This window comes from Plantibacter flavus (assembly GCF_002024505.1).
GTDB classification, from domain to species: domain Bacteria; phylum Actinomycetota; class Actinomycetes; order Actinomycetales; family Microbacteriaceae; genus Plantibacter; species Plantibacter flavus_A.
Genome location: NZ_CP019402.1, coordinates 2,784,226 through 2,802,230 on the forward strand (window position 1 = coordinate 2,784,226; position 18,005 = coordinate 2,802,230).

Sequence of the window (18,005 nt, forward strand, 5' to 3'; positions counted from 1 at the left end):
CGCTGGTATCCTCGGGCCTTATGCCCCGCGTAGCCGTCGACCTCCTCTCCTACACCGGGACGAAGGGCGGCATGGAGACCTACGCCCGCGAGCTCTATCGGGAGATCGGCCGGCAGGGCAGCGAGTTCGAGTTCGTGGGGCTCGCCAGCCGAGAGGGCTACCGGCTCGACCGCTCCTGGTTCCCCGGCGAGATGGTGGACACGGGGATCAGCGGCGAGAACCGGTTCAGCTGGGCCTACGGCGAGCTGTTCCAGGTGGCCCGCCAGGCGAAGCGACACGGAGCGGACCTCATCCACTCCCCCGCCACGCTCGGGCCGGCGCGCTCGTCGATGCCGTCGGTCGTCACCATGCACGACATGCTGTACTGGAGCAATCCGGAGCTCATGACGACGCCGCTGTACACCGCTCCCGTGAAGCTCATGGAGCGCCTCACCTCCAGGAACGCCACCAGGGTCCTCACCATCAGCGAGGTCTCACGCGCCGAGATCGAGAAGTACCTGCACGTCCCGCGGGCCAGGATCGACCTCGTGCCCCTGGCCGGCACCATGCCGACGATCGACGGCGACCGCGAACCGGATCAGGAGCGCCCGTTCGTGCTCGCGACCGGGAACCGCCGCCCGCACAAGAACTGGGCGAGCCTCATCCGCGCCCTGCCGTTGCTGGCCGAGCACGAACGCCCGCGGCTCGTGATCACCGGCAGCCACGGAGAGGATCCCCTGCAGGCGGTCGTCGAGGAGACCGGCATGCAGGACTGGGTCGAACTCAAAGGTTGGCTCACGAGCGAGGAACTGGGTGAGCTCTACCGACGAGCGACCATCATGGCGATGCCCTCGTTCGTCGACGGTTTCAGCCTCCCGGCACTCGAATCCATGATGGTCGGCCTCCCCGTCATGATGAGCGACATCCCCGTCTACCACGAGGTGTGCGGCGACGCGGCCCTGTACCTGGACCCCACGTCACTCGACAGCATCGCGGCGGTCATGCGCACCGCCGTGACCCGGCCCGATGAGATGCGACGACTGGCCACGGCCGGTCTCGAACAGGCGGAGCGGTTCTCCTGGGAGCGCACGGCGACCCAGACGCTCGAGACCTTCCGACGGGCCCTGACGGTCTAGCGTCGAGCCGTCTCCCGGGGCCGGGAGCCGACCGTGGTCCATTGACCCACTCGACGGTCGGTCGAGCGGGTCAATGGACGACGGGAGTCGCCTACTCCGACTGCGGCTGGATGACCGGGATCGACTCGGTGTCGGCCGGGCCGAGGGCGATCGTCGGCATCGACACCGTGATAAGCGAGCCGTCGGCACGGCGGCTGCCCTCGATGTCGCTCGCGCTCGGCTCGCCGACGAGGTGCGGACCCTGGTTGTCGAGCGGAACGGTGACCGTCGTCCCGGCCTCGACGAGCACGTTGCCCCCGCCGACGACGAACGAGGCGGAATCGCCCTCCTCGACGGTGAACCGCATCTCGGTGCGCCGGACGGAGATACGCACCCGCGTGCCCTTGACCGTGAGTCGGAAGGTGATGCCCTGCCAGTCGACCGGCAGGCGCGGCGAGAAGGAGATCACGCCGCCGTGGTCGCGCATGCCCGCGAAGCCGAGCACGAGGGCGCTCCACACGCCGCCGGTGGAGGCGACGTGCACACCGTCCGGGGTGTTGCGGTGCAGGTTCGCGAGGTCGACGAACAGCGCCGACCAGAAGTACTTGAGCGCGAGCCGCTGGTACCCGACCTCGGCGGCGATGATCGACTGCACGACCGCCGACAGGGTCGAGTCGCCAGTCGTCAGCGGGTCGTAGTAGTCGAAGTCGGCGAGCTTCTCCTCGTCGGTGAAGTGGTCGCCCTGGAGGAGCAGCGCCAGCACGACGTCCGCCTGCTTGAGCACCTGGAACCGGTAGATGACGAGCGGGTGGAAGTGCAGGAGCAGCGGGAGGTGCTCAGGAGGGGTGTGATCGAGGTCCCACAGCTCCTTCTCGAGGAACTGGGCGTCCTGCGGGTGGATGCCGAGCCGCTTGTCGAAGGGGATGTGCATGTGCTCGGCGGCGCGCTGCCACTCGCGGACCTCGGCGTCGTCGAGCGACAGCCGCGTGACCAACCGCTCGAAGGAGGCCGGGTCGTCCTCGCGGAGGCGCTCCACGGCCTCGACGGCCGACAGCAGGTTCGCCCGTGCCATGACGTTCGTGTAGAGGTTGTCGTTCACGACGGTCGTGTACTCGTCGGGTCCCGTGACCCCGTAGATGTGGAACGAGTCCTTGCCGTTCGCGCGCCAGAAGCCCAGGTCGGCCCACATGCGCGCCGTCTCGACGAAGATGTCGACGGCTCCGCGGGCGAGGAAGTCCTCGTCCCCCGTCGCCGCGACGTACTGCCGCAGCGCGTAGGAGATGTCGGCGTCGATGTGGTACTGCGCCGTGCCGGCCGCGTAGTACGCCGACGACTCGAGCCCGTTGATCGTGCGCCACGGGAACAGGGCACCGTGCTGGTTGAGCTCGGTCGCGCGGGAGCGGGCGGCGTCGAGCATGTTCTGGCGGAACCGGAGGGCGTTCCGTGCGACGAGCGGCGCCGTGTAACTGAGGAACGGGAGGACGTAGACCTCGGTGTCCCAGAAGTAGTGGCCACCGTACCCGGACCCGGACACACCCTTCGCCGCGACACCGCCGCCGTCCGTGCGTGCGGACGCCTGCGCCAGCTGGAAGAGGTTCCAGCGCGTCGCCTGCTGGATGGCCGGCTGTCCGTGGACCTCGACGTCGGAGCGCGCCCAGAAGTCCTCCAGCCACAGCTCCTGGTTGCGGATCGCGGATTCGATGCCGTTCTCGGCGGAACGGTCGAGCGTGCGGGCGCAGCGGTCGGCGAGTTCCTTCGGCGGGACGGCGTTCGAGGTGTGGTAGCTGATGATCTTGGTGAGCTTCGTGGGCACGCCCGCGCGACCGCGGATCGTGTACACGTGCTTCGCGAGGTCGGACTCGATGTGCGTCGAGACCTCGTACTCGTTCTCGGTCTCGATCGTGTGATCGGCGCCGGCGACGATCGTCATGCCGGAGTTCGTCGTCTGGTACCCGAGCATCGCTCGTGGACCGTCGATGAGCTTGTAGCGAGGCTGCAGCACCCGCTCGGTGAGGGACTCCGCCTTGCGCGGGTCGCCCATCCCCGGCTCGGGTGCGTTCGTCAGGTAGTCGTCCTGACGGTCCTGGCGGTTGATGATCTGACTGGAGAGCACGAGCGACGCATCCGCGTCGAGCAACGTGACCTCGTAGTCGAGGACCGCGAGGTGGCGGTCGGTGAAGGACACCATGCGACGGGAACGGATGTGGACCCGCTTCCCGGAGGGCGTCCGCCATTCGAGTTCGCGGCTGAGGACACCGGTCTTGAAGTCGAGCCGACGCTCGAAGCTCAGCAGGTCGGCGTCGTTGAGGATCAGCGGCTCGTCGTCGACGTAGAGGCGGACGACCTTCGTGTCGGGCGCGTTGACGATCGTCTGACCGACGCGGGCGAAGCCGAACGCCTCCTCGGCGTGACGGATCGGCCAGGTCTCGTGGAACCCGTTGATGAACGTCCCGTGGACGTGGCCGTCGCGGCCCTCCTCGACGTTGCCGCGGAAACCGAGGTAGCCGTTGCCGAGCGCGAACAGGGTCTCGGTCGTTCCCTCGTCGTCCGCGTCGACGTGTGTCTCGACGAGCGCCCAGTCGTCGAGTGGGAACCGGTGACGGTCGAGCGGGTCGCTGGTGATGTGGTTCATGCCTGGTCCTCGGAGGAGTCGTGGGGTGCCGTGGGGGTCTGTGGGTCGGCCGGCGCGTCCGGCCCGGCTGTTCGCGAGGCCGACCGCAGTGGGTCGACGAGGTCGGCGAGGTCATCGACCACGATGTCCGCGCCGGCATCGATGAGCGCCTGGTGTCCGATACCGCGGTCGACGCCGAGCACGAGACCGAAGTCGCCGCGGCGGCCGGCCTCGACCCCGGAATGCGCGTCCTCGACGACGACGCACTCCGACGGAGCGTAGCCGAGCAGACGACCGGCCTCGACGTAGGTGTCCGGCGCGGGCTTGCCGGCGATCCCCTCGCGCGCCGCGACGACGCCGTCCATCACGACGGGGAACCGCTCACGGAGCCCTGCCGCTCGGAGGACGACCTCGGCGTTCTTGGAACTCGACACCACGGCGACCTGGAGACCCTCCTGCTCGACCGCGTCGAGGAACGACAGGGAGCCGGGATAGGCCGCGATGCCGTCCTCCTCGAGCACCGCGGTGAAAACCGAGTTCTTCCGGTTGCCGAGGCCGCACACGGTCTCGAGCTCGGGGGCGTCGGTCGGTGAACCCTCGGGGAGCGTGATACCGCGCGACGCGAGCATCGCCCGGACCCCGTCGTACCGCGGTTTGCCGTCGATGTACCGGAAGTAGTCGGTGTCGGTGTACGGCTTGGTGATCCCGCGGGCGACGAGCTCGTCCGTGAAGAGCTTCGCCCACGCGTGCATGTGGATCTCGGCGGTCGGGGTGATGACGCCGTCGAGGTCGAACAGCACCGCCTTGCATCCGAGGAGGCGCGAGGCCGCCTCGGGGGGGCTCAGGACGTCGTTCGATGGCGCGTTGATCGGCTGGTTCACGGTGCACGGTCCTCGTCGGTCGGGGGAAGAGGTGGACAGTGGGACGGAAGCTGCTGCGGACCGGTGGGGCGACCGCGCAGACCCAGCCTAGGAGAGTTTGGCCACCACGTCGTACACGCGGTCGATCCCGGCGTGGACCGGGAAGTGGTGGTTGCCCACGAAGAGCCCGTCCTCGTGGATCTTGTCGGCGGCGGGGAGCTCGGCCGGGACCCTCGCGTCGAGGTACTTCATGACCGGGTTCTTCGTGAAGTTGCCGGCGACGATGGGCCGTGACTCGATCCCCTCGGCCGCGAACGCCCGCACGACCTCCTTGCGGCGACCGGCGAGCGCGCCCTCGAGCACGAGCGAGAATCCGAACCAGCTGCTCTCGCCCTGCTCGCGCTGGATGCGCACGGAGTCGAGGTCGGCGAAGCGTTCCGTCCAGTACACGGCGTTCTCCCGACGACCGGCGATGAGCTGTGGGACCTTCTGGATCTGCTCGATGCCGATCGCGCCGGACATCTCGAGCGGACGGACGTTGTAGCCGGGCAGGACGAAGCGGAAGAGGTCGTCCCACTCGTCGCCCGACTTGTCGTGCACGGCGTTCTGCTCGGGGAGTCCACGCGTCCAGCCGTGGGCTCGCAGCGAGATGAGCATCTGCGCCGTGGCCTCGTCGTCCGTCAGGATCATCCCACCCTCCATCGTCGAGATGTGGTGGGAGAAGAAGGCGCTGAACGTGCCCATCGCGCCGACCGTGCCGGCGAACCGGCCGTCGTCCTTCGCGCCGAGGGACTCGCAGTTGTCCTCCAACAGGAGGAGGCCGTGACGTTCGGCGAGCGCCGTGAGCGCCGCGAAGTCGTTCGGGTTCCCGAGGAGGTTGACGGCGAAGATCGCCTTGGTGCGCGGGGTGATCGCCGCCTCGGCGAGCGCCAGGTCCAGGTTGAGGGTGTCGACGTCGATGTCGACGAAGCTCGGGATGAGGCCGTACTGCTGGAGCGGATAGTAGGTGGTTGCCCAGGACACGGCGGGCACCAGCACCTCGTCGCCCGCCTGCAGGTCGACCCGGTCGTCGAGCACGGCAGCGGCGATCGCGAGGAGGTTCGCGCTCGACCCGGAGTTGACCATGACGCCGAACCCGGCGCCGAACGCACTGGCGAAATCGCGCTCGAACTGCGCCACGAGCGGACCCATGGTGAAGCGGCCGCTGTCGACGACGCGCTGGATGGCGGCGTATTCCGCGGCATCCCAGGAGGAGGTCGCGAGGGGGAAACCGGAGTCGAAGATGTCGTCGGTCATGGTGTCTGTGGCTCCTGAGCTGCGAGGTAGGCGTGGTAGCTCGCGGCGACGCCGGTCGCGAGCGGGGTGGTGGGGTTCCAGCCGAGCGCGCGGGCGGCGGCTGAGTCGAGCAGGCGCTGGTGGACACCGGAAGGCTTGGTGGCGTCGTATCGGAAGCGACCGGTGAAGCCGACGGCGCGACCGGCTGCCTCGTAGTACTCGGTGATGCTGTGGTCGACACCCGGCCCGAGGTTGAGCGTGACGGGCCACGCGTCGAGTGCGCCGAGCTGCGTGACGAGCCAGGCCGCGAGGTCGGGCGTGTAGGTGAACTCGCGTCGGGCGGTGCCGTCGCCCCAGACCTCGACCTCGTCGGAGCCGCTCGTCACGGCGGCGTGCACCTTGCCGAGGGCGGCCGCGACCAGATGCGCCTGGCCGTGGGTGTAGTCGTCGCCCGGGCCGTAGAGGTTCGACGGCACGGCCGCGCGGTAGGCGAACCCGTACTGCCGGCTCGCGTACTCGCAAAGCTTCGTCCCGGCGATCTTCGCGAGTGCGTAGCCCTCGTTCGCGCCCTCCAGCGTGCCGCTGAGGAGCGCGGCCTCACCGATCGGCTGCGGGAGTCCCTCGGGGTAGATCGCCGCGCTCGAGACATAGAGCAGCTCGGGGACACCGGCGTCGATCGCGCCTCGGATGACCGAGGTGTCGATCAGGAGGTTGTCGAGCAGGAAGTCGGTGGGACGCTGGAGCTTCGCCTGGATGCCGGCGACCTTGGCCGCCGTGTGCACGATCGCGTCCGGCGCCGTCCGGCCGATGAGGCCTGCGACGGCGGCTCGATCGGTGAGGTCGGCGTCCGCACGCGTCGCCACGATCAGCTCGTCGGCGGCGCGGAGCGTGGGCCAGACCTCGGCGATGCTCGAACCGAGCATGCCGGCACCACCGGTGAGGAGGACGCGCACCGCGCCTAGACCTCGGCGGTGTCGATGTAGGGCGTGCCCGACGCCTCGAGCTCGGCGACGTCCGAGTCGACCATGATCTGGGCGAGCCGGGGCGGGAGCACCTTGGGCGACCAGCCGAGGACCGACTCGGCCTTCGCGTAGTCGCCGATCAGCGCGTCGACCTCGGTGGGACGGAGGTAGCGCTCATCGAACTTGACGTACTGCTCCCAGTCGAGGTCGAGCCGTTCGAAGGAGAACTGGAGGAAGTCCTTGACGGTGTACGCGGTGTTGGTGGCGAGCACGAAGTCGGTCGGCTCGTCGGCCTGCAGCATCCGCCACATGCCCTCGACGTAGTCGGGCGCGTAGCCCCAGTCACGGACGGCGTCGAGGTTGCCCATGTAGAGGAAGTCCTGCTGGCCGGCGGCGATGCGCGCGGCGGCTCGGGTGATCTTGCGGGTCACGAAGGTGCCACCGCGACGCGGCGACTCGTGGTTGAACAGGATGCCGTTGACCGCGAACATCCCGTAGGCCTCGCGGTAGTTGCGGGTGATCCAGTAGGAGTACACCTTCGCGACGCCGTAGGGCGAGCGCGGGTAGAACGGGGTCTCCTCGTTCTGCGGCGGCGGTGTCGCACCGAACATCTCGGAGCTGGACGCCTGGTAGAAGCGGCAGTGGAGACCGATCTGGCGGATGGCCTCGAGGAGTCGGACCGTCCCGATGCCGGTCGTGTCGCCCGTGTACTCCGGCTCGTCGAAGCTGACCCGCACGTGCGACTGCGCGGCGAGGTTGTAGACCTCGTCGGGCTGGATCTCCGCGAGCAGCGTCGCCAGGCGCGAGCCGTCGGCCAGGTCGGCGAAGTGCAACTGGAGCCTGGGCGAACCGTCGTGGGTCGCCTCGGGGTCGTAGATGTGGTCGATCCGCCCGGTGTTGAAGGTCGACGCGCGGCGGATGAAGCCGTGCACCTCGTAGCCCTTCGCGAGGAGGAGCTCGGCGAGGTAGCTGCCGTCCTGACCGGTGATACCGGTGATGACGGCCTTCTTGATGGGGGTCTGGGTCACGGGGTGCTGCTCCGTCATGGGGTCCGCTCCGGATCGCTTCGCGCTGATCCTCGGTGAATGGTTCGTTCCTCTGCTGAGGCACATCGACCCGGCCGAGCTTACCGGAGTGGCCCTCGGCCCCCGCTATGCTCAGACCTCATGCCGCTGCTTGCCGTCGATCTCCTGTCGTTCACCGGGACGAAGGGCGGCATGGAGACCTACACCCGCGAGCTCTATCGTGCGATCGGTCCGCAGGCGGCGGAGTTCGACCTCGTCGGCCTGGCCAGCACGGAAGCGGTGCAGGGTGATCTCTCCTGGTTCCCGGGCGAGATCGTGTCCACCGGGATCAGTGGTGAGAACCGCTTCGTCTGGGCTGCCGGCGAACTCTGGCGGATCGCCGCGATCGCGAAGCGGAACCGTGCCGACATCATCCACGCACCCGCGACGCTCGGACCGGCTCGCACCACGCTCCCACTCGTGGTCACCATGCACGATCTGCTGTACTGGAGCCACCCGGAGCTCATGTCGACACCGTTCTACACGGCACCGGTGAAGTGGATGGAGCGTCAGGTCGCTCGGGCGGCCTCCCGCATCATCACGATCAGCGAGGTCTCCAAAGCGGAGATCGTCAAGTACCTCGGGACGTCGCCCGAGGCGGTCGACGTCATCCCCCTGGCCGCGTCAGCTCCGTGGACGGCCATCCGGGAGCCGGATCGCGACGACCCCTTCATCCTCGCCACGGGCAACCGCCGCCCGCACAAGAACTACGACGGCCTCATCCGAGCGCTCGCCCTCGTCGAGGAACGCGTCCGCCCCCGACTCGTCGTGACCGGGAGCCACGGGCTCGACGATCCGCTGCGCGCCGTCGTGGCCGAACTCGGTCTGGAACGGTTCGTGGAGCTGCGGTCCTGGTTGTCCCCGGAGGAGCTGGGTGAGCTCTACCGCACGACGACCGCCCTGGCCGTGCCCTCATTCGCCGAAGGCTTCAGCCTGCCGCCACTCGAGGCCATGCTCAGCGGCGTTCCGGTGCTCGTGAGCGACATCGACGTCCATCGGGAGGTCTGCGGTGATGCGGCGTTGTTCGTCGATCCCCACGACCTCGCCTCGATCGCGGCCGGTCTCCGCACCCTGGCGACCGACACCGCCGAGGTGACGCGCCTCACCGAGCGCGGGCGGGCGAGAGCCGCCACCTTCAGCTGGGCCTCGACGGCCGAGCGGACGCTCGACGCGTTCCGTGGCGCACTCGACCCGACGGCGTCGCGACCGCGCTGAACCGCGATCGGGCCCTCGCGGCCCGGCGATCTCGGCAGCCGGTCGAAGCTTGCTAGCGTAGCCGGGTGACGCTCGACATCATGATGCCCTTCTACGGCCGCTTCGACCACTTCCAGGCGGCGGTGGAGAGTGTGCTCGCACAGTCCGACCCCGATTGGACGCTGACGATCGTCGACGACGTCTACCCGGATCTCGCTCCCGGTGAGTGGGCCGTCGCCCTCGGCGACCCACGCATCACCTACCTCCGGAACGAGGTGAACCTGCGCCCGTCGAAGAACTACCGCAAGTGCGTCTCCCTCATGACCGGTGAGTTCTCCGTCATCATGGGTTGCGACGACGTGATGCTGCCGAACTACGTCCGTCGCGTGCGCGAGCTCATCGCCGACCACCCCGACGCCTCGATCATCCAGCCCGGCGTGTCCGTCATCGACGAGCACGGCACGCCGTCCAGTCCGCTCGCCGATCGGATCAAGGCGAAGTACCGGTTCTCCGGGACAGGGGCTCGCGAATACCGGGGTGAGCAGCTCGCCACGAGCCTGCTCCGCGGCAACTGGACCTACTTCCCGTCGCTCGTCTGGCGGGTCGAGGCGCTCCGCAAGCACCAGTTCCGGCTCGACCTCGACGTCGTGCAGGACCTCGCGATGCTCCTCGAGATCACGAAAGACGGTGGAAGCCTCGTCCTCGACGACGAGATCTGCTTCGCCTACCGCAGGCACTCCCAGAGCGTGTCCGCGGTCACCGGGCCGGACGGATCGAAGTTCCGGCAGGAGCGGACGCTGTTCGCCGAGGCGCGACGTGATCTCACGGCGATGGGGTGGAACCGCGCGGCACGAGCCGCCGCGAACCATTGGACCTCGCGTGCCAACGCGCTCAGCGAGCTGCCTGCAGCATTGCGGTCCCGCAACGCCGCAGGGCGTCGTGCCCTGCTCGAGCACGTGTTCGCCAGGGTCTGACCACCCCGCCTCCCAAGCGCTCCGCCCTCCGATTGCTAGGATTCCGCACATGACGACCTCCCTCGCCGGCACCCTCATCGTCATGCCAGCACTCAACGAAGAAGCATCCGTGGCTGCGGTCGTCCGCGAGGTCCACGAGAAGCTGCCCGGTGTGGCGGTGCTCGTCGTCAACGACGGCTCGACCGATGCGACCACCACCGAGGCGCGTGCAGCCGGAGCGATCGTCGCCGAGCTGCCGTTCAACCTCGGGGTCGGCGGCGCGATGCGTGCAGGATTCAAGTACGCGCTCGCCCACGGCTACCGCAACGTCGTGCAGGTCGATTCGGACGGCCAGCACGACCCCGCCGGTGTCATCCGGCTCGTCGAAGAGCTGCAGTCCGCCGACCTCGTACTCGGCGCACGCTTCGCGGGCGAGGGCGATTACGAGGTCCGAGGTCCCCGGAGGTGGGCGATGGTCGTGCTGTCCGGCGTCCTGAGCGGCGTCGCGAGGACGAAGCTCACCGACACGACCAGCGGATTCCGTGCCACGGGTCCTCGCGCGGTGCGCCTCTTCGCCGAGCACTACCCGGCCGAGTACCTCGGTGACACCATCGAATCGCTCGTCATCGCCGCGCGCGCCGGCTGCGTCATCCGTCAGGTGCCTGTTGCGATGCGTCCACGCGCCGGCGGTACTCCTTCGCACAATCCGTTCAAGGCTGCCCGCTACCTCGCCCGGGCCGGCCTCGCGCTCGTCTTCGCGCTGATCCGACCACCCGTCGCGCTCCACGAAGGGGTGGTGACGGCGTGATCCCCATCGGCACCTACATCCTCGGCATCGTCGCGGCCCTGTTCACACTCGGCCTCGTCGTCGAGATGCTCCGCCGGCGCCAGCTCCGCGAGCGCCACGCGATCTGGTGGCTGATCGCCGGCCTGCTGGCACTCGTCATCGGCGTCTTCCCGCAGGTCCTCGTCTGGGCCGCCGGGGTGATCGGCGTCGAGATCCCGACGAACCTGGTGTTCTTCGTCAGCATCCTCATCCTCTTCCTCGTGAGCATCCAGCACAGCTCGGAACTCACGACACTCGAGAACCGCAGTCGCACCCTCGCCGAAGAGGTCGCGCTGCAGGACCTCCGCATCCGCACACTGGAGCAGCGGCTGGCCGACACACGTCGAGGCGACCGCTCCTCCTGAGGCCGACGGCTCAGGCCGTCGGCGGCACCGGCGGGGCGTCCGCTCCGGCGACATCCGCTCTCGGCTGACGGAACAGCGCTGCGCTCTGCAGCAGCAGCCCCGCGATCGGGCCGACGGTCAACGCCAGGATCGTCCGCTCATGCAGGCCGAGGGGAAGGAGCAGCATCGCAACCGTCACGACGGCGGCGAGGATCCAGCCGCCCGCGAACGCTCCGTGCTGCGCGCGGGACAGGGTGGCGGCACCGGTCACGCAGAGCACTCCGACGAGGCCGGCGGTCGCGACGAGCAGGCCGATCGTGCCGCCCGCGAGGACGTCGGAACGTCCGAAGAGGACCGAGAGCGCCCAGGGGCCGAGCCACCAGGCGAGGAGCGCGAGGAGTCCTGCACCGACGAGGACCAGCGCGGAGAGTCTGGCGGCCCAGCCGAGGACCGCGTCGGCATGGGATCGGAACACCACCACGAGATAGCTCTGCAGCGCCAGGACGACGATGACGATCGGTGCGCGGGTGAGGGTGATCGCGTACGTCAGCGAGCCGAACGCGTCCGGCGACACGGTGTCGCCCGTGGCCTGGATCATCAGCGGAAGGCCACTGACCATGACGCCGGTCGCCGCGGCCGCGACGACGGTCCGCAGCACGTTCCAGCTGAGTTCCCGCGGACCGACGTCGACGGCGAACCGTCCGACGACCCCGCTGCGGATGAACAGCCAGAGGACGACCGGAGTGACGGCGAACGGCACGGCGACGCCCCAGGCGAGGACGGCGGTGTCGGTGGTGACCAGGAGCAGGCCGCCGACGAGGGCGAACCGGAGGACACCGTCGATGACGGTCATCGCCGCCGCTGCGGCCCAGAACGACAACCCGTACAGCACGCCCGAGACGGCAGCCACCACCAGGTAGGCGGAGACGCCGAGGATGAGCGGTGGCACGAGCGCCCAACCCTCGTCCGGGAACACCGCGCCGACCCAGATCCAGGCCGAACCGGCGAGGACCGCCGCCACCCCGACCACCGCCACGAGGGTGAAGTTCCGCACCACCGGGGCGCGTCGGGCCTCGCCGGGCGCCGCCCCGGATCGTTCGACGGGGTGCGTCGCGCGGGCGATCTCCTGCTGTGCACCCGACAACGCGCTGACGAGCAGGTAGAGCGCCGACCAGAAGACCGCGAACGAGGCGTAGGCGGCTGTCCCGAGCGCCACCCCGGTGACGATCTGGAGCAGGTACCCCGCTCCCCCGCCGATGGCGGTGGCCAGCAGGATCAGGACGGCGCCGTTGGGCCCACGACGCACGACCTCGGGAGGCACGTCGCTATTCCTGGACGTCGGCACCACGCTGGGCGGCGATCCACTCCTGCAGTGCGGCGACGCCTCGGGTGACGTCCCAGGCGGGGGCCCAGTCGAGACCGGCGAGCGAGTCCTCGATGCTGCACTCGGCGTGCCGGACGTCGCCGTCGCGGTACATGCCGTTGACCACCGGCGCCGGAGCGTCGTGGTATGCGGCGATCGCCTGGGCGAGTTCGAGGATGGTGGTGCCGACACCGGACCCGATGTCGAATCGTGACACGTCCGCCGAGGGCCCGGCCGTGATCACGGCTCGGAAGGACTCGGCGATGTCGTCGATGTACACGAAGTCACGGACGATCCGACCGTCTTCGTAGACCTGGATGGTGCCGCCGTCCATGGCGAGCTGGGAGAACAGGGACACGATGCCCGTGTAGGAGTTGATGAGCGACTGGCCAGGACCGTACACGTTCTGCAGTCGTAGGATCGTCAGCTTCGCGTCGTGGGCGGCCGACCAGGCGGACAGGATGTGCTCCTGCGCAAGCTTGGTCGCTCCGTAGACGCTCGTGGGTGCCGGCATCGTCACGGCGGCTCGGCTCGGCAACGGCTTCGCCGCCGGGAAGTCCCAATCGCCCCGCTCGAACTGGGCGTGCGAACGCTGTCCCGGCTCGAAGACGGTGCCGTCCTCCCGCTGCCACTGGCCCTCGCCGTAGACGGCGCGACTCGACGAGAGGACGAAGTGCGCGGGCACCTGACCGGCACGCCCCAGGGCGTCCAGCATCTCCGTCGTGCCGACCACGTTCGCCTCGGCGTGACTCGTGGCGGCATGGAGGGACTGCGCGGTCCCCGTCTCAGCGGCCAGGTGCACGATGACGTCGGGCCGGACATCGGCGAGGAGCGCGTCCCACGCCGCGGCGTCGGTGACGTCGCCGACGACGAGTTCAGCCGCCTCGTGGAGGTCTGCCGGGCGCTCCGCGCTCGGGTGCACCTGCGGGTGCAGCTTGTCGATGACGACCCAGCGCTCCGCGGTCGCAGCCAGCTTGTGCGAGAGGGCGCAACCGATGAAGCCGGCGCCTCCCGTCACGAGTACGGTCCCGAGGGTTGATGCAGTCACGAAGCGGTGTCCTTAGCTGTAGGCGAGTCGACATTCGATGGTACTGGACGGCCGGACGAGGGCCCGACGGCGTCTGATCCCCGTCGTGGTGCGAGCCAATCGAGCCCGCGTCCCGGTCCCCGGTCCTTCAGCCCCATGGCCCGCTTCTCGATCCCGTGCCAACTCAGCCATGCGCATGCCGCGGTGACGAGGATCGTCAAGCCGACCCAGGGCCAATACCCCAGGAGGTGCCAGCCGAGGAAGGCGGTGAACTGCTGGACGAGGAAGCCGTACACGTACATCCCGTAGGAGTAGTCGTTCTTGGCACCGATCCACCGGATGCGCTTCGGAAGACGCGCGGCGAGCCACAGGACGAAGTAGGCGAACGCGGGATAGCCGAGCTGCACCCACCCGCCCACCAGCAGCGTGACGACGACGACGAGCCCGGCGCCGACACCGAGCAGGTCGTTGAGTGGCACCTTTCGCGAGTACACCGCCAGCGATGCGCCGATGAGGAAGACGAGCGTCAGCTTGATCTTGTTGGGGTCGGCCAGCGTCGGGGCGACCATCCCGACCACCTGCGGCGCCACGCTGAACACGATCGACAGAATCCAGAACACACCGGCCAGTGCCGGCACGACCCACTTCGCGTGTCGGAGGACCCCGAGCACGAGGAAGGCTGCGACCAGCAGATAGCACCCCCACTCGAGTGCGAGCGTCCACAGCGATCCGTTGAAGACGCTGTATCCGACGGTCTCGCCGTACGGGGTGGTCGTGGCGAAGATGTCGTAGACACCCCATTGGCGGATCGTCAGGTCGGCGTTCTGGAAGACGTACATGATCGGACCTGAACCGAGGTACTCGCGCAGGCCATGACCCGACATCCGCCAGGCGATCGGGCCGACGACGAACGCACCGACGCAGAGGACCGCCCAGAACGCCGGCAAGATCCGGAGGGCGCGCCGCCACAGGAACTGCAGGATGTCCGATGAGGCGCCGCTCTTCGCGATGAGGTACCCGCTGATGGCGAAGAAGCCGACGACGGCGAATCCGCCGATCGTCTCCTGCCCCCGGGTCCACCCCTTCGACGGGTCCTCACCCCAGCCACCGGTCGGGAAGGCGTGCGAGAAGATGACCGCGGACGCGAGGACGAGCCGGAGGACGCCGAGCGCGTTGCGATGACCGGCGAGCCCGTCGCTCAGGGAGGTTCGTGACCCGGGACGCCGAGGAGGGCGGACCGGCTGATCGAACGGTACGTTCGTCGTCGACGTCATGCGGTCCGATCGGTTCTGCGGAAGGGTGGCCCCAGAATACCCCGCGACGGTCGGCCCAACCGGACTTCCACGCCCGCGCCAGTAGACTGACCGGCGAACGAACGGCGGCGACGCCCAGGATTCCGATTGGACCATTTCGCGCATGGCAGTTCTCGCTCCCACAGTCCTCCCGACGCGATGGGAACGACGGAGGTGGCTGACGTTCCTCGTGTCCTTCGTAGCCCTGCTGCTCCCGATGTCGCTCTGGGCGCTCGCCTCCCCCATCGGTTCCGTCCCGGACGAACCCTCGCACGCCATCCGGGCCGCCGCGGTGGCCCGAGGAGAGATCACCGCCGTCCCGTGGCCGAAGAATCCGACGCTCGCCGAGGCGACGGTGCCGGAGAACATCGCCAACGCCCACGACCTGTTGTGCTTCGCATTCGATGCGGAGGTGACGGCGGACTGTCAGACACCGCTCCGCAACACCGACGAGACGCTCGTCCAGACCGGCTCGTCAGCCGGACTCAACAGTCCCGCGTTCTACGCGCTCGTGGGCTGGCCGTCCCTGTACCTCGACGGGGACGCGGCGTTCTACGGCATGCGGCTGATGAGCGCGCTGTTCTGCGCGGCCGCGCTCGCCGTCATGTTCATGCAGCTGACCCTGCTCCCGCGGTTCCGGTGGGCGATCGTCGCTGCGGTGGTCGGCATCACGCCCATGGTCCTGTATCTGGCGGGCTCCATCAATCCGAACGGTCTCGAGGTGGCATCGGCGGGGGCGCTCTTCGCCACCCTGCTCACGACCTTCAGGAGTTCGCTCCGAGGGAGGCGCCTGGTGGAGCAGGCCGGACTCGCCATGGTCGCCGCGTCCGCGCTCGTCACCACCAGGAGCATCTCGCTCCTCTGGCTGCTGGTGATCGCCGTCGTGGCCATGCTCCTGGGGCGGCGGGAGCAGATCCTGCGCGTCCTCCGCTCCCCGACCGCTTGGGCACTCATCGCCGGCATCGGCGTGGTCAGCGCCCTGACGGCCCTGTGGTACCTCAATCCCCCGGATCTCGGAGCGCCGACGCCGGTGAGCGCGGTGAGTCCGATCAGCCTCCTGTTCGTCTTCTTCTTCACCGAACTGCAGACGTTCGACTTCATGTTCGGCATGATCGGGTTCTTCGGCTGGGTCGACACGAGTTCGCCGTCGTTGACGCTCGCAGCGTGGACGACCGGCATCGTCCTGATCCTCGCGGTCGCCTTCCTCTGGGGGAAGCGCAGCACGAAGTGGGCGCTGTGGGTGTTCCTCGTGGTGACCGTCCTCATCCCCGGGTTCACCCAGTTGGGTGTCTATGCGCAGTACGGCTACATCTGGCAGGGCCGGTACACGCTGGCGATGCTGCTCTGCCTCCTCATCGTGGCCGGAGTCGCTCTGGACGATGCCGGCCTCGGTGCCGACGGTCGGGTCAGACACTTCGTCACGGGTGGCTACGCGTTCCTGTTCATCGGCCATCTGCTGGCCTTCGTGATGGTCCTCCGGCGCTACATCGTCGGTGCCAACGGCAGCCTCTCCGAGATGTTCTTCAACGACGGCTGGGAGCCGCCCTTCGGCTGGAAGTCGCTCGCGCTCATCTACGCGATCGGTTCGGTCCTCACCGTCGTCCTGCTGCGGCGGTTGTTCCTCCGCTCCGAGGGGGCGGACATCACTCGCGACGACGTCCTGATCACTCCGGCCGAGCGGCAGGAGACGGCTGAGATCGAGCGACTCGACCACGCCGACCGACAGCATGCCACCTCCTCACCCGTCGGCCGGCGCCGCTGACCTCACGGATCAGCTGGCCCCCTCACTGCGGGATCGTCAGCACCGAGCAGTAACAGATCATGGCGACGATCGCGCCCGGTACCCGGAGCGCTCGCCGCTCGGCGAACAACAGTCCGGCGCAGGCGAGCGCGATGGGGAGGAGCGACAGGCCGTACCTGGGCACCAGCGCGATGTACTGTCCCGTGAGGATCGCGGAGACCACCGCCAGCACGGGCGCCGAGACCGTTGCGACGAGCAGCGTCGACACGGCGAGGTTGCTCTCCCTCGTGAATCCGCTCGACGATCCCCACAGTCCGATGACACCGCCTGCCACCAGAAGGGTCAGCACCCCCACCGGGATGATCGCCCCTCCGCCGGTCGACGCCGGGTCGAGCGCGCCCTCGGCGAGGTCCGGCAGGAATCGGAAGAGCTCCTGGGCGAGCGCGGCCGGCGTGAAGCTCGCCGACGCCACGAGTGCGCCGGCGTCTCCGACGGCGATCGACGACCGCACGACCATCCAGAGTGCCTGTGCGATGACAGCTGCGAGGACTCCGCCGACGGTGATCAGGACCAGACGATCCGTCAGGACCGCCCTGACCGCTCGTGTCCGGTGCCGTACGGCACTGAACCGTTGCAGCAGGAAGAACACCGCGACGGCCGCGAACGGGAGGAGGAGCTGGAGCTTCAACACCGCCGCCACGACGGCGGCGGCGGCGAGCCACCAAACGGCTCGTCGGTGCTGATCGGTCCGGAGGGCGAGCAGCAGGGCGACCGCACCGGCTGCCATCGCCGGCGCATCCGTGCTGATGAAGGTGTTCGACCAGAAGGCGGCTGAGGAGCCGACCATCATCAGTGACAGCGACGCACTGAGCATGATCGGGATGCGGAGACGCCGCAACGCGAAGAACAGCGCCACGGCGGCGAGGGCCAACCAGAACATCCCGGTGAGTCGGGCGGCGCTGACGAAATCGACACCTGCGAACAGGAAGGGCTGGGCGAGCACCCTCGTCACCGCGAAGTAGGCCGGTGTGTAGATGTCGGCACTCGTGGTGCCGCGGTTCGGGAAGCTGTTCGGGTCGGCGATGGCCTCGGGCGTACAGTGCGACTCCGGCCACCCGCCGACGTTGCGGACGTTGTGGCACGCCAGGTACTCCCGCGCGAACTCGCCGACGCCCTCGCCCGTTCTGACGACACCCTGTGACGACACCTTGGCCACGTAGTCGATGTACATGTACTCGTCGATCGGCGAGACGAACTGGTGTTTCGGCACGTGCACACCGACCAGCACCACGCTCGCGATCACCAGCAGCAGCGCAGCGACACGCTCCCAGAATCGTCCATCGCGCCGACGCAGCATCCCCACGACGCCGCCCTGCGCCCCACCCGTGTCTGCACGCAT

Annotated in this window: 15 protein-coding genes; 6 read left to right on the forward strand and 9 right to left on the reverse strand. The window is 68.7% G+C overall.

The window, feature by feature from the left end; all coding sequences use genetic code 11:
* Nucleotides 1-20 precede the first annotated feature (20 nt).
* Nucleotides 21-1,115 (forward strand): glycosyltransferase family 4 protein, encoded by a 1,095-nt coding sequence (locus BWO91_RS12995; protein ID WP_079002824.1) that lies wholly within the window; start codon nucleotides 21-23, stop codon nucleotides 1,113-1,115.
* 91 nt (nucleotides 1,116-1,206) lie between these two features.
* On the opposite strand, the gene BWO91_RS13000 is transcribed toward BWO91_RS12995, so the two are convergent.
* The 5 genes from BWO91_RS13000 to gmd all read right to left on the reverse strand — a co-directional run bounded on the left by BWO91_RS13000 (nucleotide 1,207) and on the right by gmd (nucleotide 7,830).
* Complete coding sequence (locus BWO91_RS13000) at nucleotides 1,207-3,726, reverse strand: glycoside hydrolase family 65 protein (RefSeq protein WP_064295207.1); 2,520 nt, start codon at nucleotides 3,724-3,726, stop codon at nucleotides 1,207-1,209.
* Nucleotides 3,723-4,586 (reverse strand): HAD family hydrolase, encoded by an 864-nt coding sequence (locus BWO91_RS13005; RefSeq protein ID WP_240555493.1) that lies wholly within the window; start codon nucleotides 4,584-4,586, stop codon nucleotides 3,723-3,725. Before BWO91_RS13005 ends, BWO91_RS13000 begins: the two co-directional genes overlap by 4 nt.
* Nucleotides 4,587-4,673: 87 nt before the next feature.
* Nucleotides 4,674-5,861 (reverse strand): DegT/DnrJ/EryC1/StrS family aminotransferase, encoded by a 1,188-nt coding sequence (locus BWO91_RS13010; protein ID WP_079002825.1) that lies wholly within the window; start codon nucleotides 5,859-5,861, stop codon nucleotides 4,674-4,676.
* Entirely contained in the window at nucleotides 5,858-6,793 is a 936-nt protein-coding gene (locus BWO91_RS13015; protein ID WP_079002826.1) for an NAD-dependent epimerase/dehydratase family protein, read from the reverse strand. Before BWO91_RS13015 ends, BWO91_RS13010 begins: the two co-directional genes overlap by 4 nt.
* A 5-nt stretch (nucleotides 6,794-6,798) precedes the next feature.
* The gene (gene gmd, locus BWO91_RS13020) at nucleotides 6,799-7,830 is read right to left on the reverse strand and encodes a GDP-mannose 4,6-dehydratase (protein ID WP_240555494.1); all 1,032 of its coding nucleotides are present in this window, start codon (nucleotides 7,828-7,830) and stop codon (nucleotides 6,799-6,801) included.
* A gap of 138 nt (nucleotides 7,831-7,968) precedes the next feature.
* Here gmd and BWO91_RS13025 point away from each other — a divergent pair, with 138 nt between their 5' ends.
* The 4 genes from BWO91_RS13025 to BWO91_RS13040 all read left to right on the forward strand — a co-directional run bounded on the left by BWO91_RS13025 (nucleotide 7,969) and on the right by BWO91_RS13040 (nucleotide 11,204).
* Nucleotides 7,969-9,081 (forward strand): glycosyltransferase family 4 protein, encoded by a 1,113-nt coding sequence (locus tag BWO91_RS13025; protein WP_167620477.1) that lies wholly within the window; start codon nucleotides 7,969-7,971, stop codon nucleotides 9,079-9,081.
* A gap of 65 nt (nucleotides 9,082-9,146) precedes the next feature.
* On the forward strand, nucleotides 9,147-10,034 hold the full coding sequence (locus tag BWO91_RS13030; RefSeq protein WP_079002829.1) for a glycosyltransferase family 2 protein: 888 nt from the start codon (nucleotides 9,147-9,149) through the stop codon (nucleotides 10,032-10,034).
* Between the two features lie 49 nt (nucleotides 10,035-10,083).
* Nucleotides 10,084-10,821: a glycosyltransferase family 2 protein gene (locus tag BWO91_RS13035; RefSeq protein ID WP_079002830.1), complete on the forward strand. Its 738-nt coding sequence runs from the start codon at nucleotides 10,084-10,086 to the stop codon at nucleotides 10,819-10,821.
* Nucleotides 10,818-11,204 (forward strand): DUF2304 domain-containing protein, encoded by a 387-nt coding sequence (locus tag BWO91_RS13040; RefSeq protein ID WP_240555495.1) that lies wholly within the window; start codon nucleotides 10,818-10,820, stop codon nucleotides 11,202-11,204. The genes BWO91_RS13035 and BWO91_RS13040 overlap by 4 nt, the downstream gene beginning before the upstream one ends.
* Nucleotides 11,205-11,214: 10 nt before the next feature.
* Here BWO91_RS13040 and BWO91_RS13045 read toward each other — a convergent pair whose 3' ends face one another.
* From BWO91_RS13045 to BWO91_RS13055, 3 genes are read right to left on the reverse strand one after another with little or no spacing between them, the layout of a single operon-like run.
* On the reverse strand, nucleotides 11,215-12,504 hold the full coding sequence (locus tag BWO91_RS13045) for a hypothetical protein (protein ID WP_079002831.1): 1,290 nt from the start codon (nucleotides 12,502-12,504) through the stop codon (nucleotides 11,215-11,217).
* 4 nt (nucleotides 12,505-12,508) lie between these two features.
* Nucleotides 12,509-13,594 carry an NAD-dependent epimerase/dehydratase family protein gene (locus BWO91_RS13050; protein WP_079002832.1) on the reverse strand — a complete coding sequence of 362 codons (1,086 nt, stop codon included), beginning with the start codon at nucleotides 13,592-13,594 and terminating at the stop codon, nucleotides 12,509-12,511.
* Entirely contained in the window at nucleotides 13,591-14,847 is a 1,257-nt protein-coding gene (locus tag BWO91_RS13055) for an acyltransferase family protein (RefSeq protein ID WP_167620478.1), read from the reverse strand. Before BWO91_RS13055 ends, BWO91_RS13050 begins: the two co-directional genes overlap by 4 nt.
* A gap of 142 nt (nucleotides 14,848-14,989) precedes the next feature.
* Here BWO91_RS13055 and BWO91_RS13060 point away from each other — a divergent pair, with 142 nt between their 5' ends.
* A complete protein-coding gene (locus BWO91_RS13060) occupies nucleotides 14,990-16,627 on the forward strand; it encodes a DUF2142 domain-containing protein (protein WP_079002833.1) in 1,638 nt (545 codons plus the stop codon).
* A 22-nt stretch (nucleotides 16,628-16,649) separates the two neighbouring features.
* Here BWO91_RS13060 and BWO91_RS13065 read toward each other — a convergent pair whose 3' ends face one another.
* Nucleotides 16,650-18,005, reverse strand: coding sequence for a hypothetical protein (locus BWO91_RS13065; RefSeq protein WP_079002834.1), 1,356 nt, complete (start codon nucleotides 18,003-18,005; stop codon nucleotides 16,650-16,652).

Excerpts from the sequence above, each read along its gene's own strand:
- BWO91_RS12995 (WP_079002824.1), top strand. The coding sequence starts at position 21 with ATGCCCCGCGTAGCCGTCGACCTCCTCTCCTACACCGGGACGAAGGGC.
- BWO91_RS13000 (WP_064295207.1), bottom strand. The coding sequence starts at position 3,726 with ATGAACCACATCACCAGCGACCCGCTCGACCGTCACCGGTTCCCACTC.
- BWO91_RS13010 (WP_079002825.1), bottom strand. The coding sequence starts at position 5,861 with ATGACCGACGACATCTTCGACTCCGGTTTCCCCCTCGCGACCTCCTCC.
- BWO91_RS13025 (WP_167620477.1), top strand. The coding sequence starts at position 7,969 with ATGCCGCTGCTTGCCGTCGATCTCCTGTCGTTCACCGGGACGAAGGGC.
- BWO91_RS13035 (WP_079002830.1), top strand. The coding sequence starts at position 10,084 with ATGACGACCTCCCTCGCCGGCACCCTCATCGTCATGCCAGCACTCAAC.
- BWO91_RS13055 (WP_167620478.1), bottom strand. The coding sequence starts at position 14,847 with ATGACGTCGACGACGAACGTACCGTTCGATCAGCCGGTCCGCCCTCCT.
- BWO91_RS13060 (WP_079002833.1), top strand. The coding sequence starts at position 14,990 with ATGGCAGTTCTCGCTCCCACAGTCCTCCCGACGCGATGGGAACGACGG.
- BWO91_RS13065 (WP_079002834.1), bottom strand. The coding sequence starts at position 18,005 with ATGCGTGCAGACACGGGTGGGGCGCAGGGCGGCGTCGTGGGGATGCTG.